Origin of the sequence: Nocardia yunnanensis, from assembly GCF_003626895.1 — a bacterium.
Classification (GTDB): Bacteria; Actinomycetota; Actinomycetes; order Mycobacteriales; family Mycobacteriaceae; genus Nocardia; species Nocardia yunnanensis.
This window is the reverse complement of sequence record NZ_CP032568.1, coordinates 1,920,727-1,945,107: the sequence shown is the minus strand read 5'-3', so window position 1 is coordinate 1,945,107 and position 24,381 is coordinate 1,920,727. Positions and strand designations below refer to the sequence as shown.

Annotated in this window: 19 protein-coding genes; 12 read left to right on the top strand and 7 right to left on the bottom strand. The window is 70.5% G+C overall.

The features are described from left to right. Positions 1-13 precede the first annotated feature (13 nt). Positions 14-2,287: a heavy metal translocating P-type ATPase gene (locus D7D52_RS08865; protein ID WP_120735884.1), complete on the top strand. Its 2,274-nt coding sequence runs from the start codon at positions 14-16 to the stop codon at positions 2,285-2,287. Here D7D52_RS08865 and D7D52_RS08860 read toward each other — a convergent pair. From D7D52_RS08860 to D7D52_RS38640, 4 genes are read right to left on the bottom strand one after another with little or no spacing between them, the layout of a single operon-like run. Further along, positions 2,268-4,268, bottom strand: a complete 2,001-nt coding sequence (locus D7D52_RS08860) for a cytochrome c oxidase assembly protein (protein ID WP_120735883.1) — start codon at positions 4,266-4,268, stop codon at positions 2,268-2,270. The genes D7D52_RS08865 and D7D52_RS08860 overlap by 20 nt on opposite strands. Further along, positions 4,265-5,050: an ABC transporter ATP-binding protein gene (locus D7D52_RS08855; protein ID WP_246023702.1), complete on the bottom strand. Its 786-nt coding sequence runs from the start codon at positions 5,048-5,050 to the stop codon at positions 4,265-4,267. The genes D7D52_RS08860 and D7D52_RS08855 overlap by 4 nt, the downstream gene beginning before the upstream one ends. 8 nt (positions 5,051-5,058) lie before the next feature. Then, positions 5,059-6,123, bottom strand: coding sequence for a FecCD family ABC transporter permease (locus D7D52_RS08850; RefSeq protein ID WP_222932800.1), 1,065 nt, complete (start codon positions 6,121-6,123; stop codon positions 5,059-5,061). Then, entirely contained in the window at positions 6,101-7,159 is a 1,059-nt protein-coding gene (locus tag D7D52_RS38640) for an ABC transporter substrate-binding protein (protein ID WP_162958225.1), read from the bottom strand. The genes D7D52_RS08850 and D7D52_RS38640 overlap by 23 nt, the downstream gene beginning before the upstream one ends. Positions 7,160-7,366: 207 nt before the next feature. Here D7D52_RS38640 and scoE point away from each other — a divergent pair, with 207 nt between their 5' ends. Genes scoE through D7D52_RS08815 form a run of 6 tightly spaced genes read left to right on the top strand, consistent with a single transcriptional unit; the run spans position 7,367 to position 15,163 of the window. Beyond that, a complete protein-coding gene (scoE, locus tag D7D52_RS08840) occupies positions 7,367-8,221 on the top strand; it encodes a (3R)-3-[(carboxymethyl)amino]fatty acid oxygenase/decarboxylase (RefSeq protein WP_222932799.1) in 855 nt (284 codons plus the stop codon). 1 nt (position 8,222) lies between these two features. Continuing rightward, positions 8,223-8,756 (top strand): FcoT family thioesterase, encoded by a 534-nt coding sequence (locus D7D52_RS08835; protein ID WP_120735878.1) that lies wholly within the window; start codon positions 8,223-8,225, stop codon positions 8,754-8,756. Further along, entirely contained in the window at positions 8,753-10,249 is a 1,497-nt protein-coding gene (locus D7D52_RS08830; RefSeq protein WP_246023701.1) for a long-chain-fatty-acid--CoA ligase, read from the top strand. Before D7D52_RS08835 ends, D7D52_RS08830 begins: the two co-directional genes overlap by 4 nt. A gap of 16 nt (positions 10,250-10,265) precedes the next feature. Further along, the gene (locus D7D52_RS08825) at positions 10,266-10,505 is read left to right on the top strand and encodes a phosphopantetheine-binding protein (RefSeq protein WP_120735877.1); all 240 of its coding nucleotides are present in this window, start codon (positions 10,266-10,268) and stop codon (positions 10,503-10,505) included. Between the two features lies 1 nt (position 10,506). Beyond that, positions 10,507-14,421: a non-ribosomal peptide synthetase gene (locus D7D52_RS08820; protein ID WP_120735876.1), complete on the top strand. Its 3,915-nt coding sequence runs from the start codon at positions 10,507-10,509 to the stop codon at positions 14,419-14,421. Positions 14,422-14,434: 13 nt separating this feature from the next. Next, entirely contained in the window at positions 14,435-15,163 is a 729-nt protein-coding gene (locus tag D7D52_RS08815; protein WP_120735875.1) for a DUF8020 domain-containing protein, read from the top strand. A 37-nt stretch (positions 15,164-15,200) separates the two neighbouring features. Here the strand turns inward: D7D52_RS08815 and D7D52_RS08810 are convergent, their stop codons facing one another. Continuing rightward, entirely contained in the window at positions 15,201-15,851 is a 651-nt protein-coding gene (locus D7D52_RS08810) for an ACT domain-containing protein (protein WP_120735874.1), read from the bottom strand. A 244-nt stretch (positions 15,852-16,095) separates the two neighbouring features. Between D7D52_RS08810 and gatC the strand changes: the two genes are divergently transcribed. The 3 genes from gatC (at position 16,096) to D7D52_RS08795 (ending at position 20,099) form a co-directional block, all read left to right on the top strand. Then, positions 16,096-16,395, top strand: a complete 300-nt coding sequence (gatC, locus tag D7D52_RS08805) for an Asp-tRNA(Asn)/Glu-tRNA(Gln) amidotransferase subunit GatC (RefSeq protein WP_120735873.1) — start codon at positions 16,096-16,098, stop codon at positions 16,393-16,395. Then, a complete protein-coding gene (gatA, locus tag D7D52_RS08800) occupies positions 16,392-17,861 on the top strand; it encodes an Asp-tRNA(Asn)/Glu-tRNA(Gln) amidotransferase subunit GatA (protein WP_120735872.1) in 1,470 nt (489 codons plus the stop codon). The genes gatC and gatA overlap by 4 nt, the downstream gene beginning before the upstream one ends. 285 nt (positions 17,862-18,146) lie before the next feature. After that, positions 18,147-20,099: an ADP-ribosylglycohydrolase family protein gene (locus D7D52_RS08795; protein ID WP_342775257.1), complete on the top strand. Its 1,953-nt coding sequence runs from the start codon at positions 18,147-18,149 to the stop codon at positions 20,097-20,099. Here the strand turns inward: D7D52_RS08795 and D7D52_RS08790 are convergent. Both D7D52_RS08790 and D7D52_RS08785 read right to left on the bottom strand, forming a co-directional pair. Then, positions 20,060-21,445 (bottom strand): alpha/beta-hydrolase family protein, encoded by a 1,386-nt coding sequence (locus D7D52_RS08790; protein ID WP_246023700.1) that lies wholly within the window; start codon positions 21,443-21,445, stop codon positions 20,060-20,062. The genes D7D52_RS08795 and D7D52_RS08790 overlap by 40 nt on opposite strands. Beyond that, positions 21,442-22,224 carry a hypothetical protein gene (locus tag D7D52_RS08785; RefSeq protein WP_120735870.1) on the bottom strand — a complete coding sequence of 261 codons (783 nt, stop codon included), beginning with the start codon at positions 22,222-22,224 and terminating at the stop codon, positions 21,442-21,444. Before D7D52_RS08785 ends, D7D52_RS08790 begins: the two co-directional genes overlap by 4 nt. Positions 22,225-22,390: 166 nt before the next feature. On the opposite strand from D7D52_RS08785, the gene D7D52_RS08780 reads away from it, so the two are divergent. Both D7D52_RS08780 and D7D52_RS08775 read left to right on the top strand, forming a co-directional pair. Beyond that, positions 22,391-23,599 carry a sensor histidine kinase gene (locus D7D52_RS08780; RefSeq protein WP_120735869.1) on the top strand — a complete coding sequence of 403 codons (1,209 nt, stop codon included), beginning with the start codon at positions 22,391-22,393 and terminating at the stop codon, positions 23,597-23,599. Between the two features lie 108 nt (positions 23,600-23,707). Then, on the top strand, positions 23,708-24,367 hold the full coding sequence (locus D7D52_RS08775) for a response regulator (protein WP_120735868.1): 660 nt from the start codon (positions 23,708-23,710) through the stop codon (positions 24,365-24,367). Positions 24,368-24,381: the final 14 nt, after the last annotated feature.

The window sequence follows — 24,381 nt, the reverse complement described above, 5'->3', positions numbered from 1 at the left end:
GACGAAAGAGACCATGACAGTGCCGAATTCGACCCTGCTGCCGCCCGCGTCCCAGCGGGTGCGGCTGGCGGTGACCGGTATGAGCTGCGCCAGCTGCTCGGCGCGTGTGGAGCGCGCCCTCAACCGCCTCGACGGGGTGACCGCCGCGGTGAACGTGGCGACCGGGGTGGCGACCGTGGACGCGCCACCCGAGGTGGACGCACAACGCCTGTGCGACACCGTGATCGCCGCCGGCTTCGGGGCCACCGAGATCACCGGCGCCACACCGCTGCTCGACACCGAGCCCGAGGACCGGGCCGCCGGTGACCTGTTCCGCCGGCTGCTGGTGGCGCTGCTGCTGTTCTTCCCGCTGGCCGATCTGTCGATCATTTTCGCGGTGGAGCCGAGCACGAGAATCACCGGCTGGCAATGGATTCTGCTGGGATTGGCGCTGCCGATCGTCGGCTGGTCGGCCGCGCCGCTGCACCGGCGCGCGCTGGCGGGCCTGCGGACCGGCGCGACCAGCATGGACACCCTGGTGTCGCTGGGCATCACCTCGGCGACCCTGTGGTCGATCGTCACCCTGTTCTTCCGCGACCGAGAACCAGAACCCGCGCACGGGGTGTGGAACGCCATCCTGCACGCCGATTCGATCTATCTCGAAGTCGCCGGTGGCGTCACGGTATTCGTGCTGGCGGGAAGGTATTTCGAGGCCAAGGCCAAGCGGCGCGCGGGTGGCGCGCTGCGTGCCCTGGCCGCGCTGGGCGCCAAGGATGTCACGGTGCTCACCCGCGACGGCGGCGAGATCACCGTCCCCATCGAGGAATTGACCGAGGGCGCACGGTTTCTGGCCCGTCCGGGCGAGACCATCGCCACCGACGGCCTGGTGGTGGCGGGACATTCCAGCGTCGACGCCTCGGCCATGACCGGCGAGTCGACGCCGGTGGAGGCCGGTCCGGGATCGGCGGTCACGGGCGGCACGGTGTCGCTGACCGGACGGCTGGTGGTCGAGGCCGCCGCGGTCGGGTCGGCGACGCGGCTGGCGGGCATGATCCGGCTGGTGGCGGAGGCGCAGGCCGGCAAGGCCGCGCTGCAGCGGCTGGCCGACCGCATCTCGGGGGTATTCGTCCCGGTCGTGTTGGCCTTGGCGGCAGCGACTTTCACCGGCTGGCTGGTCGGCGGCGCGGGTCTGGACGCCGCCATCGGGGCGGGCCTGGCGGTGCTGGTCATCGCCTGCCCGTGCGCGCTGGGCCTCGCGACGCCGACCGCGCTCATGGTGGCCTCGGGCCGGGGCGCGCAGCTGGGGGTGTTCATCAAGGGCCACGACGCGCTCGAGGCCAGCCGCACGGTGGACACGGTGGTGTTCGACAAGACCGGCACGCTCACCGAGGGCGCGATGACCGTGGTGGCGGTGCACACCGTCGACGGGGCCGATCGCGCCGAGATCATCGGTCTCGCAGCCGGTTTGGAGGCGGCGTCCGAACATGCCGTTGCCGCCGCGATCACCGCGCACGGGCGCGCCGAGAACGAGAAGCTGCCCGAGGTCACGGATTTCGTGGCGCTGCCGGGCCTGGGTGCGCGTGGCCGGGTCGCCGGTCGCGCGACGCTCATCGGCCGGGCGGCGTTGTTCACCGACGCGGGCATTGCGATCCCGTCCGGCCTGGCGCGACAGTTGGAGCGCGAGCAGCGTTTCGGGCGCACCGCGGTGTATTTCGCGGTGGACGGCGGTGTGGTCGCGGTGCTGGCGGTGGCGGACGCGGCGCGGCCCAGCGCGGCGGACGCGATCGCGCGGCTGCACCGGCTGGGTCTGCGCACCCTCCTGGTGACCGGCGACAACGCCTTTGCCGCGCAAGCGATCGCCGATGAGGTCGGGATCGCCGAGGTGATCGCGGAGGTGCTGCCCGAGGGCAAGGTCGAGGTGGTGCGCAGCCTGCGCGCGCAGGGGCACCGGGTGGCGATGGTCGGCGACGGCATCAACGACGGTCCGGCCCTGGCCACCGCCGATCTGGGCCTGGCCGTCGGCCGCGGCACCGATGTCGCGATCGGCGCGGCCGACATGATCCTGGTGCGCGAGGACCTGGCCGTGGTGCCCGACGCCATCGAGCTCGCGCACGCCACCCTGCGCACCATTCGCGGAAACATGCTGTGGGCCTTCGGTTACAACGTGGCCGCCATCCCGGTGGCGATGGCCGGACTGTTGAATCCGCTGCTGGCGGGCGGCGCCATGGCGTTCTCGTCATTGTTCGTGGTGTGGAACAGCCTGCGGTTGAAGAACTTCCGGGGACAGGCTAGCGGCGGCGCGCGCTGAGCTGTTCGAGCATGGCGTTGTAGGCGGCGAGCTCGTCGTCGTCCGGATACTGCTCCTGGTGCCGGTCGATGCGGGCCGCCTCCTTGCGCTCCTGCGTGGACCACTGCGACAGCAGCGCGCCCACCACCAGCAGCACCGGCACCTCACCGGAGATCCAGGCCAGCGTGCCGCCCAGGCGTTGATCGGCCAGCAGGTCGTGCAGCCAACCCAATTGGAGCTGCGGATAGAAGTCCGCGCCGATCAGAGTGCCGGAGGACATGACGGCGACACCGAAGAAGGCGTGGAACGGCATGATCGCGAACAGCATGCCCAGCCGGCCCAGATGCGGCAGCCGCCGCGGGCCGGGATCGATGCCGATGATGGCCCAGTAGTAGAGGTAGCCGGTGATCAGGAAATGGATGTTCATCAGCAGATGCCCCCAGTGGAAGCGAATGAGCTGATCGAACAGCGGCGTGAAGTACAGGCCGTAGAGCGAGGCCACGAAGATGATCAAGGACACGATCGGATTGCTCAACAGCCGCGTGAACCGCGAATGCATCAGCGACAGCACCCATTCGCGCGGTCCCGGCTGCGCACCCCGCCCGGCGGGCGCGACCGCACGCAGCAGCAGGGTCACCGGCGCGCCCAGTACCAGCAGCACGGGGATGAACATATTGAGCGCCATGTGGGTCATCATGTGCACGCTGAACATGCCGTAGCCGTACGCGCCGATACCCGACGAGGTCACCAGCAGCAGGGCGAGGCAGCCCACCGTCCACGAGAGGGTGCGCCAGCGCGGCCAGTCGTCGCCGCGGCGACGCAGTCGGTGTGCGCCCGCGAGGTAGGCGGCGGCCAGCCCGATCGCGGCCGTGCCCAGGACGATGTCGAAACGCCAGACGGTGAACAGCCGCAACGCATTCGGCGGGTGAGGCAGATCGAAGCCGAGGAAGACCTGTAAGGCGGTGAACGACCGGTTGGCGAAGGCGGGAGCGGGCAGGACGGCCATGGCCACCGAGATCCCCAGCCACCACACCTCGGACGCGGTGGCCAGCGCCAAGACCCTTGGCAGCAGCGGTGATTCGAGCTTGGCGCGGCCCAGCCACCACACCAACACCAAATGGACAGCCAGCAGGAGTGCCCCGACCACTGCCAGCCAGGAATAGATCCCGCCGAAAACGCTTGGCGGGTCCAGGATCAGCATCACCGCCGCCGCCGTCGGCGTCATCGTCGCCACCGCCACGGTCAGGACGATCCGGTAGCGGTGCAGCGCGACACCGAACCGTGCCGCGCTGTCCGGCCCGCCGACGCGCCGCCGCTGCGCGAGCACACACCAGCTCATCCCGGCCAGCAGGGACAGCCCGACGGTGAACGGAATGACCGCGCCCGTCGCGTAGTCATGATTCGGCCCCTCCCCGGCATTGCCGACCACGGCGGGCGAAATCACCGCCACCGCACTGATTCCGGCCAGCCCGAACACACTGTTCCACGACAGCGTCACCCGCAGCAGCACCGCGACGACGATGGTCAGCACCGCGACCACCAGCCACGCCTTGGGCTTCTCCGCTGCCTGGATCAACGGTCCCAGCGCCCGCAAGCGCAGGGCGGTGCGCAGCGACATGCCCGCGGCGTCCGCGGCGGTCACCGGCACCAACGCGATCGCGCTCAATGCCCAGACGGCCGCGGCCCGTTCCGCGACCCGCCCGGCCGCGTACCCGTCCACCCCCATCCGCCCGCGTGCGGTGGGCGCCGCACAGAACAGGCCGTAGACGAGCGACCCCAGCGTGAATCCGCCCGCGAGACAGGCGATCAGCCGCAGTACGGCGTAGGTCGCGGCAGCCGTCCCGCCCGGGTAGGGGAGACCCTGGTCGAGATAAGCGCGGTCCCCGAAGGCCACGCTCACGCCGACGACCAGCGCCACCGCCGCGAGTCCCGCCCCCGCCACGGCCGTGGACGGTGTGGTCGTCGTGCCGGGGGCGGCTTCGCTGCTCGCGGGTTCGGTCATTCGAGTGAATCCCTTTCTGCCGGTGCGGGTTCGGTGGGGGCGGTGACCAGATGCGGCCGGCCGGTGAGGGGATGGGCGACGATGGCGCTGCGGACGCCGAACAGCACCGCCACCCGGTCGGGTGTGAGGGTCTGCTCGGGCGGGCCGGCGGCGACCACCGTGCCGTGCGACAGCAGGATCAGGTGGTCGCAGTAGGCGAGCGCGTGATCGAGATCGTGCAGGGCGGCGACGGTGGTGAGGCCGAGTTCCCGGACCAGTTCCAGCAATTCGAGCTGGGCTCCGAGATCGAGGTGGTTGGTGAGCTCGTCGAGCAGCAGCACCGGGGTCTGCTGGGTGAGGGCGCGGGCCAGCAGCGCGCGCTGGCGTTCGCCGCCGGACAGGGACGCGAACACGCGTCCGGCGGCCCAGCCCAGCCCGACCCGCTCCAGGGCCGCGTGCACCAGGTCCCGATCGGCGGCGGTGTCGCGGTCGAACGCGCCCTGATGCGGAATGCGGCCCATGGCAACCATGTCCAGCACCGAGAACCCGTGCTCGAGGCCGTGATCCTGGGCCACCACGGCCGTGCGCTGCCCGGCCCGCCGCGCGCTGGTGCGCCACACGTCCTCGTCGCCGATGCGCACCACGCCCGCACTGGGCCGCAGCGCGCGGTAGAGGCAGCGCAGGAGAGTGGATTTGCCGGAGCCGTTGGGCCCGGCGAGACCGGTGAAGGAACCGGGCGTGATCTCGAGATCCACGCCGCTCAGAATGGACGCGGCATCGAGGGTGACCCCGAGCCCGGTCACGCAGATTCTCATGGGACGCTTCGCCTTCCGCGTCGCAGCAGCACCAGGAACGCGGGTGCGCCGAGGGCGGCGGTGAGGATGCCGATGGGGATCTCGTTGGGCCGGTCCACGGTGCGGGTGGCCAGATCCACCAGCACCAGGAAGATCGCGCCGAGCAGCAGCGACACCGGCAGGGCCCGGCGGTGATCCGGGCCGACCAGCAGCCGCGCCGCGTTCGGGACGATCAGGCCGACGAATCCGATACCGCCCGCTGCGGCCACCACGGACGCGGTGAGCAGCGCGGAAATCACCAGCAGCCCGATGCGCAGCCGGTTCGGGTTGACGCCCAAACCGGCCGCGGTGTCGTCGCCGAGCGCGAGGGCGTTCATGCCGCGGGCCAGCGCGGGCAGCACCAGCAGCGCGGCCGCCACCGCGAGGGTCGGGGCGAGCAGGCTCGACCAACTCGCCCCCGTGAGCGAGCCCAGCAGCCAGAACATCACCCCGCGCAGTTCGGCGGGCTTGGCGCGCAGTTGCAGATAGCTGGTGGCCGCCGTGCCCAGGTAGGAGACGGCGATGGCGGCCAGCAGCAGGTCCGAGCCGAGCAGTCGCCCGCCGCGCTGCGCCAGCGTGAACACCAGTGCCAGGCTGACCAGCGCGCCCGCGAAAGCGCTTCCGGTGACGCCGAATCCGGTGGCCGCGAGCGCCGCGGTGGTCATGGCCAGCACCGCGCCCAGCGACGCACCCGAGGTGACGCCGAACATGTACGGGTCCGCCAGCGGATTGCGCACCAGATTCTGCAGGCACAGCCCCGCCAGGCTGAGGCCCGCGCCGGCGACGACGGCCAGCAGGACGCGCGGAGCCCGGAAGCTCCACACGATCTGATCGGTGAGCGAATCGGTGGGCGCCCCGCCGCCGAGGTGCGCGGCCAGCACGCGCAGGACATCGCCGGGCGCGACGCTGACCGTGCCCAGGCCGATGGCCGCCACGGCGGCGACCAGCAGCCCCGCGCACAGCGCGATCAGCAGCGGCCCGAAAGCCTTGCCGGACACCGGATGCGGTCCGGTGCGCCGGTCAGTGACCGGGATGGAGCGCATCGGCGATCTTCTCGATGGCGACGGCATTGAGCGGTCCGAGGTAGGGGCTGTCGGACAGCGTGATGTACTTCTTGTTCTTGGACGCCGCCCACTGCGGGTATTTGGCGAACAGGTCGTCGGCCATCTTCGCCGCATCCTCGGTGGCCTTCCAGCGGCCGATCACCAGCAGGTCCACCGGGGCCGCCGCCAAGGCTTCGGCGTTCACATCGGCGAGCTCGTCGAAGTCCTTGCCGCCGAACGGGTTACGCCCACCGGCCCGGTTGATCACGTCGTCGCAGATGCCGCCGCCGAATACGGCGGGCAGGCCGTTGGAGTTCATCCCTGTCATGCCGGGGTAGACCAGCAGCACGTTCGGACGGTCCTGACCGGCCACCCGCTGCTGTACCGCCGCGATCCGATCTCGTTGCTGCCGAACGTAATCGACCGCCCGCTGCTGGACGTCGAAGATGCGGCCGAGGGTGAGCAGCAGATCGAAGGACGCCTCCACGGTCTGGGCCTTGGCTTTGTCCTTGTCGGCGGCGGAGGCGTTGGGATTGCCGAGAACGCAGTTGGCCGGATCGACGAAGCCCTGGATGCCGGCGGCCGCCAGCGCATCCCGGCCGATCGACCCGATCTTGTCGTCGAATTCGCCGTACCAGGTGGACACCACCAGATCCGGCCGCTGCGCCAGGATCTGCTCGCGCGGCACCGCGTGATTCTGGTTGAGGGTGAGCCCGCCGGTCGGCAGCGCCGCCACCTGCTCGGCCATCCCCGGCTGATCGGAGAGGCCGTAGGACTGGCTGTTGGCGACCACCCGGTCCTGCAGGCCGAGGGCGATGAAGCTCTCCGCCTCGGCGACCGACGCGCCGCTGGTGAGCAGCACCCGGCTGGGGGCGCGGTCGAAGGTCAGGGTGCGGCCGCAGTTGTCGATGCGCAGCGGATAGGTGGTCGCGGCGGCCGTGAGCGGGGCCTGCGACAGATCGGCGGATGCGGAATCCTTCGCGGCGGTGCCGCAGCCGGCGGCCAGCAAGGCTGTGGCCAGCAGGGCTGTGGCCACCAGAAACGCGGTGCCGGAGCGTCGAAGTCGGGGTCGGGGGGCGAGGCGCGTCGTCGCGCGGAGTGCGGGGAACACATGACAGCCGTCGGATCGGAAGGCCGCGCGGTTCCCGGATGAGGAACAGATCACAAACTCGCGTCGCCGGGGAACCGGGTGCGCCGCCGCCGCGACCCCTCCCGGTGGCCGTACCCGAGATCGGAGGAACCCGTGAGATTGACACCGCAGCCCGGAATGGGCTTGGTGGCCGAGCATTTCGACCCGGACCGCGCCGAAGACGTTCAACTGCTGCGCAAGACCGTGTACCGCGACAAGATCGTGCTGCTGCGCGGCCTGGAGCTGGATGCAGCCGGATTCCTCGACCTCGGCCGCCGCCTGGGCACGCCCGAGGCGTACTACGAGCCCGCCTACCACCATCCCGAGCACCCCGAGATGTTCGTGTCCTCGAATGTGGAGGAGAACGGGCAGCGCGTCGGCGTCCCCAAGACCGGGCGCTTCTGGCATTCGGACTATCAGTTCATGCCGCGGCCGTTCGACATGACGCTCACCAGTCCGCGCGTGGTGCCCGAGCGCGACCGCGGCACGCTGTTCATCGACCTGGCCAAGGCGTACGAGGCACTGTCGGCGGAGCTGCGAGAACTCCTCGAGGGCACCGTCGCCACGCATACGGTGCGGCGCTACTTCAAGATTCGGCCGAGCGATGTGTTCCGGCCGGTGTGCGAATTGCTGGCCGAGATCGACGCCAAGACGCCGCCGGTGACCACGCCCACCGTGTACGAGCATCCGCACACCGGGGAGCGGGTGCTGTATCTGAGCGAGGGCTTCACCGAGTCGATTCACGATGCGGCGGGGCAGTCGTGCCCGGAGCTGCTGCGTGAACTGCTCGCCGCCACCGGACAACTCGACGGCACGCCCGGCGTGGTCCCGGTGCACCTGCAGACCTTCGAGGCCGGTGATGTTCTGGTGTGGGACAACCGCTCTCTCGTGCATCGCGCCGTGCACACCGCCACGCCCGCGCCCACCGTGTCCTGGCGAGTCACCGTGCACGATCCGGCGGAGGCGTGAGATGACCACCGCCACCGCTGTTTTCGTCAACGAACCCGGGCAGCTCGACGAGGTGCTGAGCTGCTACAAACCGCACTGCCGCTATCTGAAGTCGCTGAGCGTCGACGTGTTCGGTGATCGGATCGTCGGCACCGGCACCTTCGCCATTCCCGAACCCTGCTACATCGACGACACCGGGCATCTCAACGCGGTCGAGGTCGGCATCTGCTACAACCAGCTGCTCTACCAGACCATGGCCACCATGGTCCGCCACCGCACCGGGCCGGTGCTGGCCGACTGGACCATGCCGGAGTTCCTCCGCCGGTATCTGCCCGACGTGCTGATCGCCGCCTCCCGCAATGTCTTCCGCCGCGCCATCGACTCGCGCGCCTTCACCGGCGAGTTCGTCATCGAACGCGCCGCCCGCTACCGGCCCGGCCCGGACGCGTCCGAACGCATCGCCCTCGAGACCCGCTATCGATTCTGGGACGAGTTCGGCGGCGCGTGCGACGGCGAGATCCGGGTCGTGATCGTGGACACCGGGAGTGCCCCGTGATCGGCGTGCGCCCGGCCACCGTGGCGGACCTGGCGCGTCACCACCCGGACCCGGCCGCGATCGCGGTGCGCTGCGGCGACCGGGCGCTGACCTATGACGAATTGGACCGGGCCGCCGATCGGTTCGCCGCCGCGCTGCGGGCCGCGGGGTTGCGGCCCGGCGCGCGGGTGGCGTATCTCGGGCTGGAGTCGGTGGACTACTACGCGACCCTGCTCGGCTGCGCTCGTGCCGGAACGGTGCTGGTGCCGATCAACTTCCGGCTCACCCCCACCGAGATCGACTACATTCTCACGGATTCCGGGGCCGCTATGTTGCTGTCGGACGCCGGGCAACGGGAAGCGCTGGGGGAGTTGGCGATTCCCGTTGTACTCGCCGACGATCTGCCGCGCTGGTACGGGTACTACCCGGACGCCGCCCCGGGGCATGCGGTCCGCCCCGGCGACGCGGTCGTGCAGCTCTACACCAGCGGCACCACCGGACTGCCCAAAGGCGTGGTGCTGGCGCACCGCAGCTTCTTCGCGGTCCGCGACGCCCTCGCGGACGCGGGTCTGGACTGGATCGACTGGCGTCCCGGAGACAGCGGGCTGATCGGCATACCCGGGTTCCATGTCGGTGGACTCTGGTGGGCGATACAGGGTTTCGCCGCCGGAGCCGCCATGGTCGCCATGCCGCGTTTCGACAGCGGCACGGCGGTGCGGCTGGTCGCCGAACTGGGGGTGACCACGATCTGCGTGGTGCCGTCGATGCTGCGGCTCATGCTCGACGAACCCGCCGATCCGGCCGCCCTGGCCAGCGTGCGCAAGGTCGTCTACGGCGGCTCGCCCATCCCGGAGGCATTGCTGCGCACCGCGATCGAACGTCTCGGGTGTGAGTTCGCCCAGATCTACGGGCTCACCGAGACCGGCAATACCGCGATCTGCCTGCCCCCGGACGCGCACCGGCCGGGCAGTCCGCTGCTGCGCGCGGCGGGGCGGGCGTATCCCGGCTTCGGCGTCGAGATCATCGACGCCGACGGTGCCGTGCTGCCCGCCGGGGAGGTGGGGGAGATCCGCCTGCGGACGCCCGGGCACATGCTCGAGTACTGGCGCAATCCCGTCGCCACCGCGGACACCCTGCGCGACGGCTGGATTCACACCGGCGACGCCGGATACCTCGACGGCGACGGCTACCTGTTCCTGTGCGACCGCCTCGAGGACCTGATCATCGTGGCGGGCGAGAACATCTATCCCGCCGAGATCGAGAACGTGCTGGCCGCGCACCCGGCCGTCGCCGACGCCGCCGTGATCGGCCGGCCGGACGAACGCTTCGGCGAACGAGTCCACGCGGTGATCGCCCTACGTCCCGACGCCGTCGCCACGGCGCGCGACCTTTTCGAGTTCTGCCGAGACCGGCTGGCCGCCTTCAAGATTCCGTCCCGCTTCGACTTCGTCGACCGCATCCCGCGCAACCCCAGCGGCAAGATCCTGCGGCGCGAACTGCGCGACCGCCACTGAGAGAGCGAATCACCCTGTGCCCCAACCCCTGACCCTGGACGGCGTGCGCGCCGACATCGCCGGCGAACTCTTCCTCGAACCCGAGCAACTGGACCCGGCTGCCGACCTGTTCGCCGCCGGCCTGGACTCGGTGCGGGTGCTGTCGCTGGTGGAACGCTGGCGCGCGGCCGGATGCGAGGTGGGCTTGATGGATCTGGTCGAAGAGCCCACCCTCGACGGCTGGTGGCGGCTGCTGACCGCCGCGCGGGAGGGCTGAGGTGCGGCTCACCGCTGCGCAATACGAAATCTGGCAGCAGCAGCAACAACTCGCGTCCACCGCCGTGCTGAACATCGGCGAATACGTCGAGATCACCGGAGCGGTTCGGGAAGAGATGCTGGCCGCGGCGATCCGCTCGACGGTCGCCGAGGTGGAGGCGCTGCGCCTGCGGGTGATCGACACCCCGGACGGGCCACACCAGCAGCCCGCGGCGCTCGAATGCCCGATCCACCTCGCGGATCTGCGCGGTGAGCCGAATCCCCGGCAGGCCGCCGAACGCTGGATGGCCGAGGACATGGCCACCGACCGGTGCGTGTACACCGATCAGTTGTTCGCGCACGCCATCTTTCGTCTCGCCGACGACATCGTGCTCTGGTATCACCGCGTGCATCACCTGGTGCTCGACGGCTACGGTCTCGTCCTGGTGTCCCGCCGGGTCGCCCAGACCTACACGGCACTGGCCGCCGGTGCGACCCCGCCGCCGGTGAATTTCGGCTCGCTCGACGCGGTCGCCGACCATGATCACGCCCAGCTGTCGTCCGACGAGTACACCCGGGCGGCTCAATTCTGGGTCGACTACGAACGCGACCGACCCGAACCGGTCGGACCGGCCGGGCGCACCGCACCGCTGTCGCCGCACATGACGCGGGTGATCGCCGACCTGCCCACGGCATTGGTGTCCGCGCTGCGTGGCCTGCGGACCGCGACGTCCGCCGAGGCCATCGTGGCCGGGATCGCCGCATACCTGTACCGGCTGACCGGCTCCCCGCAGATCAACCTCGCGCTCCCGGTCATGATGCGGCTCGGCACCCCCGCCCTGCGTGTCCCGACCATGACGGTCAACGCCATCCACTGCTGGACCGACTTCTCGCCGGCCACATCCTTCTCCGACACGATCAGCCAAGTCCGTGACCACTTGCGCGTCAGCCGCCCGCATCACCGCTACCGCTACGGCGACCTGCTGCGGAAACTTGTGAGCGCCAAGGGCGACCGCCGCGTCTCCGGCCCCTCGGTCAACGTCATGCCCTTCGACTTCGGCCTCCGCTTCGCGGACGCCCCCGGCATTGTCCGCAATGTCGCGGCCGGCGTGGAAGAAGACATCGCCTTCCGCCTCTACGACTACGGCGACCCCGGCCTCCGACTGGTCATCGACGGCAACCCGGCCCTCTACTCCCGGGCGGAACTCGAGGCGCACGCTCGCCGCCTACCCCGATTCCTGGAAACACTGCTCTCCCAACCGGATCGGCCGATCGAGTCGATGCCCCTGCTCGACGACGCCGACCTGGCGCTGCTGCGCGACTGGCAGAACCGCGAGATCGCCGCGGCTGAGCCGGCCGAGGAGACGGTGGTCGGGATGCTGTGGGAGCGGGTGCGCGCCATGCCGGAGCGGACCGCGGTGGTGGATGCGAACAGCCGAATCTCCTTCGGGGAGTTCGGCCGGCGGGTCGAGGCGCTCGCGCTTCACCTGCGCGCTCGTGGCATCGAGCCGGGTTCGGTAGTGCTGCTGGTCATGCCGCGCACGGTCGATGCGGTGGTGGCGCTGTTCGCGGCAGCGGCCGCCGGGGCCGCCTATGTGGCGGCTGACCCGGACCATCCGGCCGAGCACCTGGAATTCCTGTACGACGACAGCGGTGCGGCGGTGGTCGTATCGGCGGGTGAGCCTGCTCGGCAGCTGCCGATACGCTTGCGGAGCAACCGTATCGGCGTCACCGGCCATGACTCCGGTTCGGCCGAAACGCTCCCGGAGGTGCACGGTGGCCTGCCGCTGTGTCTGACCTATACGTCCGGTACGACCGGAAAACCCAAGGGCGCGGTTATCACTCATCGCGCCATGGCGAATCTCGGGGCGCACCATCGGCGCGGGCTGATACCGGACGCGGCGAGCCCCAGGCGCGCGGCGCTCACCGCGTCACTGTGCTTCGACACGTCGTGGGAAGCGCTGCTGTGGCTGCTGGGCGGCCATGAGCTGCATGTGGTTTCCGGTGAGGTGCGGGTGCGGCCGGAGTTGCTGCTGGAGTACGTCGCGCGGCATCGGATCGACTTTCTGGATGTCACGCCGACCATGGCGGAGCAACTGCTCGCGGCCGGGCTGCTGGAGCCCGGCGCGCCTCGGCCCGCCGTGCTGGCCCTGGGCGGCGAGGCGGTGGGGCAGGCGTTGTGGACGGCACTGCGGGACGCACCCGATATCGCCGCGTACAACCTGTACGGACCCAGCGAAGCCACCGTCGACGCGACGTGGACGCGACTGGCAGACAGTGCGGAACCGCTGATCGGACAGGCGATTTCGGGTGTTCGCTGCGCGGTACTGGATGCGCGGATGCGACCGGTACCACCCGGGACGCCCGGGGAGCTGTACCTGTCGGGCGAGTCCCTCGCGCTGGGATATCACCGGCGGGCAGGAATGACGGCCGGCCGGTTCGTCGCCGACCCGGCAGGACCACCGGGCGCACGGCGCTACCGCACCGGGGACCGAGTGCGGCGGCTGCTCGATGGCCGCCTCGAATACCTCGGCCGCACCGATGACCAGGTGAATCTGGCCGGGGTTCGCATCGAACCGGCGGCAATCGACGCGGCGCTGTCCACCCATCCCGGCGTGGTCTCCGCGGCCTGCGCGGTGATCGATGACCGGCTGATCGGGTACGTGGTGACCGCTGCCGACCCGGTTCGCCCGGCGGAGTTGCGGCGGCATCTGCTCGACCGCGTGCCGCGTTATCTGATCCCCGCCGCGTTCCTCACCCTCGACCGGATGCCGACCACCCTGACCGGCAAACTGGATCGCGCCGCCCTGCCCCGGCCCGCTGTGCCGGGCCCGTCCCGGGCGGCGCGGGACGAGCGGGAACGCCGTCTGTGCGCGCTGTTCGCGGAGGTACTCGGCGTCGCCTCGATCGGTGTCGACGACGACTTCTTCACGCTGGGAGGCGATTCCGTCACCGCCGCCCGGCTGGCCGCGCGCATCCGGGAGGACCTGGAAACGCCGGTGGAGGTGCGCACGATCTTCGAGACCGCGACCGTCGCCGAACTGGCCGCCGAACTGAATGCCATCTCACCACGTCCGAAGCCGATTCCGGATCTCGCCGCCGAGGCCCGCCTGGATCCGGGATTCGTTGTGCCGCAACGACCCCTGTCGGGCCCGGTCGAGATGCCCTCGGGCGCGCGCATTCTGCTCACGGGCGCGACCGGATTTCTCGGCGCGTTCCTGCTGGAAAGCCTGCTACGGCAGCCCGGCAACCACGTAACGTGTTTGGTCCGCGCCACCGGCGACGAGCACCGTGGCATCGCCCGAGACGACGTGGTCGCGACCGGTCGACTACAGGATGCCCTGCGGCGCTACGGAATCGAGGCGCCGTGGGATCGCGTGACCGTGCTTGCTCCCGTGGCCGTGCACCGTCCGGCGCGCGTCTGCGGGCACTCGCGCACGGGGGTGGGCAACGACCGCGACGCCTTCTGGATCATGGTGCGCGCGATGACCGCATTGGGGTTTGCCCCGGACCTCACTGCATCGGCACTCGAACATCGCATGCGGGCGAACCTGGTGCCGGTGGATCATGTGGCAGACGCCGTCGCCCATCTCGTCCACTCGGAGCGCACCGGGGTCTTCCATCATGTCGCGCCTGAACCGACTCCTCTGGCAACAGTTCTCGCGCGACTCCACGCGCTCGGTTACCCGCTGACGCCGGTCCCGGAGGCCGCCTGGATCGACCTGCTGCCGCGACTGGGCGGCGACGGCGAGCAATGCCGTGCCCTCCTCGCCGCCCGGCCGCCCGCACCCCCGGGCTCGATACGTTTCGACCGCACCGCGACCGATCATGCTCTGCGCGAAGCGAATATCACCCCACCCCACGTCGACGACGACGTCCTCGACGCCTGCCTCCGGTTCTATCTGCGAACCGGATTCCTGCCACACATCACTCGATGAGGAGAGAAAACCCATGCGTACCTTCAACGCTGCGATCGTCGCGGCGCTGACCACCGCGGCTCTGGCGGTCACCGCCGGAGTCGCCAATGCCGAACCGGCGCAACCGGATCCGGCCGCCAGGCCCTCCGGCCTGCACTTCACCGCCCAGATCGTGGACCGCACCGTCACGGTGAGCACCGACGGCGGCACCCTGACCGCCGCCGACGGCCGATTATCCGTGCGCGACGCCGAAGGCACAGTGCTGGAGGGCATTCCGCTCACCTACCACCGCGACGGTAAGACCTGGCCGATCGACGCCGAGATCCACGATCACACCGCCGTGCTGACCCCGGTCACCGACCCGGCCCGCGCCATCGCCGACACCGCGCCGGCCGTCCCGGCCGCGCTCACCGACACCGCCCTGCACGATATCGGTATCGATTGGCAGTCAACCGATTTCAATGCCTCCGTCATGAACTTCGCCACCATGGCCGGGATCGGCGTCACCCTCGGCACCCTGATCGGCACCGTCGTCGGCGCGGTCATCGGCTGTGTCGCGGGCGGTCTGGTGGCCGGCGCGGCCGCCACCGCCATGACCATCGGCGCGCTCACCATCCCGGGCTTCCTCGGCGGCTGCCTGGTGACCGGGGCGGCGCTGGGCGCGATCGGGGCGGTCATCGGCAATATCTTCATCGCCGGACCGCTTGGCGGCATCGGCGCGCTGCAATTCCTGGACGCCATGAACCGGCAGGCGAACAAGTAAGGGACAGCAGCGAACTCGGCCGCGAGCGACAGCGAGTTCAGCCCAGGACGGTGGCGATGATCCCGGCGAGATAGCCCAGGCGCGCCACCTCCGACGGCCGGAAATCCGGTCCGCCCGGACGGCCCAGCAGCAGCACCTTGCCGGTATTGCCCAGCGGCGCGGCGGCCAGCTTGGTGTCCATGTCCTTCCACAGCTGCGGCACCCAGTCCCCGTCACCGTCGAGGACGGTCGGCTTCTCCAGCGGCATCCACGGCGCGGACGCGGCCTGGGTGGAGGGCGCGCTCTGCGAACCCACCACGCGATAGGCGCCCTGCGGACCCATGTCGATCACGGTCGACCAGCCCACCCGCAGCACGCGGGGCGCGCCGTCGACGAGCACCTGCAACCGGTCGTCGCGCGCGTTGGCGACCTGATCGATCAGTTCCAGTTCACGGTGGGTGTCCAGGATTCCGGAGTACGGCCGCAGCGAATCCACCTGCACATCGTGGATGGATTCGGCCGCGGTGATCAGGGTGTCGGGCAGCGCGCCCGAGGGCACCTCGACCACGATGTCGTCGATCGCGAAACCGTCGCCGCGCTCGACCACGTCCAGGGACAGAATGTCCGCGCCGACCGAACCCAGCGCGAGGGCGAGCGATCCGAGACTTCCTGGGCGATCGGGAAGTTGCACGCGAAGCAGGTAGGACACGTGCCTTCCTTTCTTTCTTTTGCCACCGAAACTTTCGGACGGGTACCCGAGTCCCGCAATACTTACACCCTCGAGAGCTGGTTATCGAATCGAAGGTTTCGTGTGAGGCGGGACACTTACCCATCGTTTACGTATCGATGGTGCCAGGTCCGGCCGACACCTGCGACCGGTGGCCGCGACCGAACCCACTAGGCTGTCGGATGGCCATTCACCTAGCTCGAACCATGCCGAAAGGGGTCCCGCGGTGCCCGCCATCTCCAGGGACGAGGTCGCTCACCTCGCCCGGCTGTCCCGGCTCGCTTTGACGGACGACGAACTCGATCTGTACGCCGGTCAGCTGGATTCCATCCTGACCCACGTCGCCCAGATCTCCGAGGTCGCCGCCGCCGACGTGCCCGCCACCGCATCCCCGAATCCGGAGACCAACGTCACCCGCCCGGACGTGGAGCAACCCTGCCTGACCCCGGAGCAGGCGCTGGCCATGGCTCCCGCGGTCGACGAGCAGCGGTTCATGGTTCCGCAGATCCTGGGAGAGGGCGAATGACCGAGCTGACCAAGCTGTCCGCGGCGGATCTCGCGGACAAGATCCACTCGCGGGAGATCTCCGCGGTCGAGGTGACCGAGGCCCACATTCAGCGCATCGCCGAGGTCGACGGGGAGATCAACGCCTTCCTGCACGTGGCCGGGGAGCAGGCGCTGGTGACCGCCGCCGAGATCGACCGGCAGATCGCGGGCGGCACCGTCGCCTCGCCGCTGGCCGGTGTTCCCTTGGCGCTCAAGGACGTTTTCACCACCACCGACATGCCGACCACCTGCGGGTCGAAAATGCTCGAGGGCTGGGTGTCGCCCTACGACGCGACGCTGACCACCAAGCTGCGCGCCGCCGGCATCCCGATTCTCGGCAAGACCAATATGGACGAGTTCGCCATGGGCTCCTCCACCGAGAACTCCGCGTACGGTCCCACCCGCAATCCCTGGGACACCGACCGGATTCCGGGCGGTTCCGGCGGCGGTTCGGCCGCCGCGCTGGCCTCGTATCAGGCGCCGCTGGCCATCGGCACCGACACCGGCGGCTCGATCCGCCAGCCCGCCGCGGTCACCGCGACCGTCGGCACCAAGCCCACCTACGGCACCGTGTCCCGCTTCGGCCTGGTGGCGTGCGCGTCCTCGCTGGATCAGGGCGGCCCGTGCGGTCGCACCGTGCTGGACACCGCGCTGCTGCACGAGGTCATCGCCGGGTACGACCCCAAGGATTCGACCTCGCGCAATGTGCCGGTGCCGCCGGTGGTCGCCGCGGCCCGCGCGGGCGCGAACGGTGATCTGTCGGGCGTGAAAGTCGGTGTGGTGAAGGAACTTCACTCCGACTCCTACCAGCCCGGCGTGCTGTCGTCCTTCGACGCCGCGGTCGCGCAGCTGAAGGATCTGGGCGCGGAAGTCATCGAGGTGTCGTGCCCGCACTTCGAATACGCGCTGCCCGCCTACTACCTGATCCTGCCGTCCGAGGTGTCCTCGAACCTGGCTCGCTTCGACGCCATGCGCTACGGCCTGCGCGTCGGCGACGACGGCACCCACTCCGCCGAGCAGGTCATGTCGCTGACCCGCGAGGCCGGACTGGGCCCGGAGGTCAAGCGCCGCATCATGATCGGCACCTACGCCCTGTCCTCCGGCTACTACGACGCCTACTACGGTCAGGCAAACAAGGTCCGCAATCTGATCGCGCGCGACTTCGACAAGGCGTACGAGACCGTGGACGTGCTGGTCTCGCCGACCAGCCCGTTCACCCCGTGGAAGCTGGGCGAGAAGGTCAACGACCCGCTGGCCATGTACCTGTCGGACCTGTGCACCCTGCCCACCAACCTGGCCGGCCACTGCGCCATGTCGGTGCCGTCCGGCCTCAGCGCCGACGACGGCCTGCCGGTCGGTTTGCAGATCATGGCGCCGGCATTGGCCGACGACCGGCTCTACCGCGTCGGCGCGGCCTACGAGGCGGCGCGCGGCCCGATCGCCTGATCGAGCAACACCGGCGAACGTGATAACCCGAAGGCACGCAACGTCGTCCGGTCAGTAGTGGGGTACCCTCGATCGCGCCCTCCGATGCACATCGGGGGGCGCGAAATCGTTGCCCGACCGGGCAACTGATTTCGCGCCGACCGGGGTAACTCGCCGGGTACCCCTAAAATTGTTTCGGCACCCGACGAACGTACGGACTGCCAACCGGTACGGCTCTCAGCTGTCCGCTGAAGTTCCGGAGAGGCGGGGGAGTTGTTGCAGCGCGGCGAGGTCTTCGCTGGCTACGTGATCGAGCGCGAAGTGGGCCGTGGCGGAATGGGTTCGGTCTACGCCGCCCGCCACCCGCGGCTCCCGCGTCTCATCGCGCTCAAACTGCTGCATCAGGAGATGTTCGGCGAGACCGAGACCCGCACCCGCTTCGAACGCGAAGCCGATGTCATCGCCCAGCTCGACCACCCCAACATCATCACCGTCTACGACCGCGGCGACGAGGGCCGGCAGCTGTGGATCGCCATGCAGTACGTGGACGGGGTCGACTGCGCCTCCATCGATCCCTACGATCTGGCGCCCGAACGCGCGATGGAGATCATCGTGCAGACCGCGGCCGCACTCGATTACGCGCACGGGCGCGGGGTGCTGCACCGGGATGTGAAGCCCGCCAACATCCTGCTGTCACGCTCCGGCGGCATCGGCACCGGATTCACCGAACGCGCGCTGCTCAGCGACTTCGGCATCGCCCGGGTGCTCGACGACACCGCGCACCTGACCCGCACCGGCATGCTCAACGCCACCCTCGCCTACGCCGCACCCGAACAGCTGACCTCCGCGCCCATGGGTCCGCGCGCGGACCAATACTCGCTGGCGTGCACGCTGTTTCGGCTGCTCATCGGGCGCGGGCCGTTCGACGCGCCCAATATCGCGACCGTCATGCTCGGGCATCTGCAATCCCCGCCGCCCGACGTCAGCGCGCTGCGCCCCGACCTGCCCGCGGAACTGGACGCGGTGCTGCGCAAGGCGCTGGCCAAGGATCCGCGCGACCGCTACGAGACCTGTTACGAATTCGCGCGGGCCGCCTGGGAGACGGTGGCCGAGCCGGTCTCGCTGGTGCGGCCGCCGCGCCGCGTCGCCGCGGGCTGGGTGCCGCGCGAGGACACCGTGCTGGGCTGCCTGTTCGGCGGTGCGGTCGGGGACGCTCTCGGCGCGCCCATCGAGACCATGCTGCTGCCGAACATCCAGCAGCGCTACGGCATCGCGGGCGTCACCGGCGAGGGCAACGGGTACCGGGGGCGGATCTCCGACGAGACGCAGCTGGCGCTGTTCACCATGGAGGCGCTGATTCGCGGGGCGCGCCTGCGCGAGGGCGGGAAGACCGTCGGGCTGATCCAGGAGAACCTGCTGGTGTGGCTGCGCGGGCAGGGGCAGGGACAGGTGCCCGAACAGCCGGTGCCGCTGCAGAGCGGGCTGACCGGATATCCGGAGCTGATGACCAATCGCGGTCCCACTCAGACCACCATCTCGGCCATGCGGCGGGTGGCGGCCCGGCAGCGGCCCTCGATTCCGCTGGGCACGCGCGACCATCCGATCAACGATTCCAAGGGCTGCGCGGCGGTGGTGCGGTCCGCGCCGTGCGGATTCAGCCCCTCGGCCGAGCATGCCTTCGAATTGGCCTGCGACGCCGCCGCTCTGACGCACGGCAATCCCGGCGGCTGGCTGCCCGCCGGGGCGTTCGCGGCCATGATCTTCGCGCTGGGCCGAGGCCAGGACGTGCGGGCCGCGGCCGATCAGGCGCGGGTGCTGCTGATCCGGCATCGCGACCACGAGGAGACCACCGCGGCCCTCGACCGGGCGGTGCGACTGGCCGACGCGGTGGCCTTCCGGGGTCGGCCGCTGCCGCTGCCCGGCCTGCTCGAACCGCTGGGCACCGGCGTCATCGGGTCCGAGGCGCTGGCGCTGGGGGTGTGCGCGGCGGTGTGCGCCGAGAACGTCGGCGGCGCACCGGAACAGATCTTCCGCAACGGGGTGCTGCTGGCGGTCAACCACTCCGGTGACAGCGACTCGACCGGTGCGGTGTGCGGGGCGCTGCTCGGTACGCGGCTGGGGGTGGGGGCGATCCCGAAACCCTGGCGCGACCGGCTCGACGCGGCGTCCGCCATCGAACGGCTGGCCGCCGACTTCCTGCGTGAGTTCCGGTCCGCCGCTCAGCAATCCGGCAATACCGTGCCCTGGTCGGTGCCGTAGCGGTGACCGTGGCCGGACGGGGCGTTCAGCGCGCCCAGCAGATCGGCGGTGGTCTGCAGGAAGCTCAGCACCGGAAACCATTGCGGGACCGGAGCGTCGGGGCGGGTGCCGGTGAGATCGGGTGCGCGCCACAGCAGTGACGGCGACCAGCGCACCACCGGATCCGACGCGTTGGCCAGCACCGTCGCGCGGCCGTGATGCACCTGCCCGGCGGGCGGGCCCGCCCACAGCGCACCGCAGGTGCGGGCGTCCTCGTCGGCATCGTCGCGGAAGACCGAACTGCCGCCCAGCGCGCCGAGGCTCTGACCGTAGATGTAGAGCTTCGGCGGATGCGGCATGGTCGAAATCCGTTGCTCCACAGCCTGGAACAGCCTCCGTGCCGACTCCTCCGCGGCATGGCGGCCGAAGACGAAGGTCACCCAGCTCGGCGCGTCCGAGTACTGGAGCCCGGCCAGCGCCACATCGCCGCCGAAGCGGGTGTCGAGGCCCTTGGCGGCATCGCCGTCGATCCAGCCGGATCCGGTCGGCACCGTCACCACCAGGTGGTGGCGTTCGAACCCGCCGGTGCGCTCCAGCTCCCGAATCGCCAGCGCCACCCGGGAATCCAGATCCGGCGCGGAGTTGAGGCCCACGTAGACGCGGACCGTGCGGGCCGGGGTGCCCGCCACGAACTTGCGGCCCTCCGCGCCCAGCGACGGCCAGCTCGCCATCGACACCGGACTGCCCGAGCGGGCCGGGGAATCCGGTTGCGCCAGACCCGGATCCAGGTACGAGTTCGCCGATGCGTACGCCGACTTCCGCCACTCGACAATGCTCGGCACGATCACCAGTTGCGCGGCCACGAGCAACGCCGCCCCCGCCGCCACACTCCGCACCCGGCCCAGCCGCCGCACCACCCAGCGCACTCCCCGCGCGATGAGCACCACCACGACCACCAGCGGCACCGTCCACACCAGCCACTGCGCCCAGTACCACGGCCCGATACCGCCGACACCCATGGCGGCCCGCAACTCGTTCTGCCAGTGCTCGGCGTACCCCATGGCCGCCCCGACCAGCAGGATCGCCGCCACCGCGGCCACGACCCGCAGGCGCACCAGCTGGCGGACACCGAATCGCAGACTGCGCAACGCCATCCGGATCAACCCGGCCACCGCCAACGCGATCAACACCAGCAGCGACGTCAGGATCGCCTGCGCAGACGGTGTGCGCGGCAACAAGCCCGGCGCCAGTGACGCCACGGTCCCACCCGCCAGTGCCGCACTGGTCGACACCCGGGGCACCCGAAACGCTTTTTGCCGCAACAGTGCTCGCTTGTCCACCCGCACCGCCTCGGCCGCGCTGGTCACAGTGCCACCGCCGGACGTTCGGCGCGGACGACGCGGGCGAGAGCATCACGGGTGCGGCGCAGCAGAACCGTTGCCGCGACGGCCAATCCGACGGCCAGGCCGATCCCCGACAACGTCAGGGTGGCCGGGGAGGGCCCGGACCCGGTGTGCTCGAAGAACGGTTCGTAGATCGGGTTGCCGTAGTCCTGCCGGATCGAGTTGAGGTCCACCGCGGTGGCGGCGACACTGGCCATGATCTGGCATTCGGAACGGGACAGCGTGCCGGTGCGGGTGTCGCACGCGGTGTGCATGCGGCGTTCCAGCGCTGCGTCCACCGCCTGCCGCGCCCACGGGCCCAGCGGCTGACCGTGGGCGGCGGCGTAGCGCAGCAGGTCGTAGCCGAGATCATGGGACTTGCAGGCCAGGTCGAATTCGGCGGGCAGCGGCACGGGGGAGGAGCAATCCCCCTGCGGGTTGATCAGCATGCCGCCTTCGACGACCGGGCGGTACCCGGCGGCGGCGGTGAAGTCGTCGGGCACGAGGGCGGGGTTCGGCTGTAGCGCAACCGATTCCAGGATCGCCGTGCGGGCCGCGGCGTTCTCGGGGTCGGCGGGCGCGGTGATCGTGGCGCCCGCGCTGGGGGCGAACGCGACACCCACCGAGCACGTGATGGTGGCGGCGGCCGTCAGCGCGGCGGCCCGGCGCAACCCCGGCCAGCGCGAGCCTCGCGGCGTGCCGGAGGCGGTGGCCGAGTCGGTGGAACGGGGCGGGATCCTGCGGGAATCCGGGAACGCTCTCATGGCTCTAGAAGTTAGGAATCGGCCTCCGACCGGGGCCTCAGCCTGCGGGACCGTTCCCGCGTGGGCGGGGCGGGGGAGGGCCGGGACGGCGTAGTACCGGGGTAGGGGTGCGAGATCGTCCGGGGGTATGAGGTGGCGGCCGCGCGGGTTCTCTACCGTCGATGCCATGGTCGGAAAGTTGTCTGGGCAGGCTCGTGCGCTGCGAGCGCGACAGTGGTTCGACGCGTTCACGCTGGTGCTCGCGGTCGTCTTCATCTCCGTGGCGTGGCCGACGCTGCACCTCACCCACAAGGTGCCGGCCGCGGCCGCGCCCTTCATCGCCGGATTCGCGGCGTTCCCCGTCCTGCTGTTGCGGGTGAATCCGCTACTGGGATGGGCGGTTTCGGCCGGATCGGCGCTGTTGATCGCGCTGGCGGTGCCCAACCAGCCCGGCAACACCATCCCGTTCCAGGTGGTGCACATCCTGGCACTGTTCGCCCTGGTCTTCGCCGTCGCGGTGCGCGCGCCCATCCGGATGGTGGGCGTGGTGTGGGTCGCCACCTCACTGCTGTTCGCCACCGCCATGGCCAAGACCGGAGACAGCTTCGCCGAGGCCGGATTCGGCTGGCCGCTGGCCATCACCGGGCTGGTGGTGTTCGGGCTGCTCATTCGCTGGGTGGCGGTATCGCGGCAGGCGCTGCTGAAATCCGAGGAGGAGACCGAACTCGAGCGCGCCCGCCGCGCCATCCTCGAGGAGAAGGCGCGCATCGCCCGCGACCTGCACGACGTGGTGGCCCACCACATGTCCATGGTGGTGGTGCAGGCGCAGACCGCGCCCTACCGGATCAGCGGGCTGTCGGCGGACGCGCGAGCCGAATTCGAGTCCATCGGCACCGGGGCGCGGGCGGCGCTCAACGAGATTCGCGGCATGCTGGGCGTGCTGCGCAGCGACGGGCAGCTGCCCGAACACGCGCCGCAGCCGTCGGCCGCCGATGTGCCGGGCCTGCTGGAAGGCGCGCTGCGCGCCGGCGTGCCGATCACCTGGACCGTCGAGGACGGCCTGGACGCGGTGCCGGACACGACGGGACTGGCGCTGTACCGCATCGTGCAGGAGTCGCTGGCGAACGCGTCGCGGCATGCGCCGGGGGCGGCGGTGCGGGTGCGCATCGCCTGCGGGAGCGAGCTCACCCTCGAGGTCGACAACGACCGCTCGGTCGCGGTGCGGCCCGGCGAACCGTCGCCGACCTCCGGCAGCGGGATCGCCGGCATGCAGACGCGGGCGGCCGCGGTGGGCGGCGTCCTCACCGCCGGCCCCCGGCCCGACGGCGGCTTCCAGGTCCGCGCCCAGCTGCCGGTCACCCTCGCACCCCACGCCACCCTCGCCGCCACCAATTGACCTGTCGCCCCGGGCCCGGGAGTTGGCCGCCCGGGGCGCGAAGTCGTTGTCGCAGCGGCCCAGCCGGGCGGGACATGGCACACTCGGTGGCGTGCGTGAGGTGCGACTGTGGGGATAACCGTGTTGATCGCCGACGACCAGGCGATGGTGCGGCAGGGGTTCGGGGCGTTGCTGGCGGCGCAGCCCGATATCAGCGTGGTCGGGGACGCGGCGGACGGGAAAGCCGCTGTGGCCGAGGCGAAACGGCTGCGCCCGGATGTGGTGCTGATGGATGTGCGCATGCCGGAGATGAACGGGCTGGACGCGGCGCGGGCGATCCTGTCGGCCGGTTTCGAGCCGCCGGTGCGGGTGCTGATGCTCACCACCTTCGACATCGACGACTACGTGTACGAGGCGCTGGGCATCGGGGCCAGCGGGTTCCTGCTCAAGGACGCGCCCGCCGAGGAGCTGGTGCGCGCGGTGCGGGTGGTCGCCGCCGGTGACGCCCTGCTCGCGCCGACGGTGACGCGCCGGCTGATCGCCGACGTGACGCGCCGTCGGGCCCGCCGCGCGCCCGCCCCGCGGCTGGAGGTGCTGACGCCGCGCGAGCGTGAGGTGCTGGAACTGGTGGCGCGCGGCATGTCCAATGCCGAGATCGCCGAAAGCCTGTTCGTGGCCGAGCAAACCGTGAAGACGCACGTGTCGAAGGTGTTCACCAAGCTGAATCTGCGCGACCGCGCGCAGGCGGTGGTGCTGGCCTACGAGTCCGGTCTGGTGACCCCCGGCTGACCTGCCCGGACGGC

Excerpts from the sequence above, each read along its gene's own strand:
- D7D52_RS08865 (WP_120735884.1), top strand. The coding sequence starts at position 14 with ATGACAGTGCCGAATTCGACCCTGCTGCCGCCCGCGTCCCAGCGGGTG.
- D7D52_RS08860 (WP_120735883.1), bottom strand. The coding sequence starts at position 4,268 with ATGACCGAACCCGCGAGCAGCGAAGCCGCCCCCGGCACGACGACCACA.
- D7D52_RS08850 (WP_222932800.1), bottom strand. The coding sequence starts at position 6,123 with ATGCGCTCCATCCCGGTCACTGACCGGCGCACCGGACCGCATCCGGTG.
- D7D52_RS08835 (WP_120735878.1), top strand. The coding sequence starts at position 8,223 with ATGACCACCGCCACCGCTGTTTTCGTCAACGAACCCGGGCAGCTCGAC.
- D7D52_RS08815 (WP_120735875.1), top strand. The coding sequence starts at position 14,435 with ATGCGTACCTTCAACGCTGCGATCGTCGCGGCGCTGACCACCGCGGCT.
- gatA (WP_120735872.1), top strand. The coding sequence starts at position 16,392 with ATGACCGAGCTGACCAAGCTGTCCGCGGCGGATCTCGCGGACAAGATC.
- D7D52_RS08785 (WP_120735870.1), bottom strand. The coding sequence starts at position 22,224 with ATGAGAGCGTTCCCGGATTCCCGCAGGATCCCGCCCCGTTCCACCGAC.
- D7D52_RS08780 (WP_120735869.1), top strand. The coding sequence starts at position 22,391 with ATGGTCGGAAAGTTGTCTGGGCAGGCTCGTGCGCTGCGAGCGCGACAG.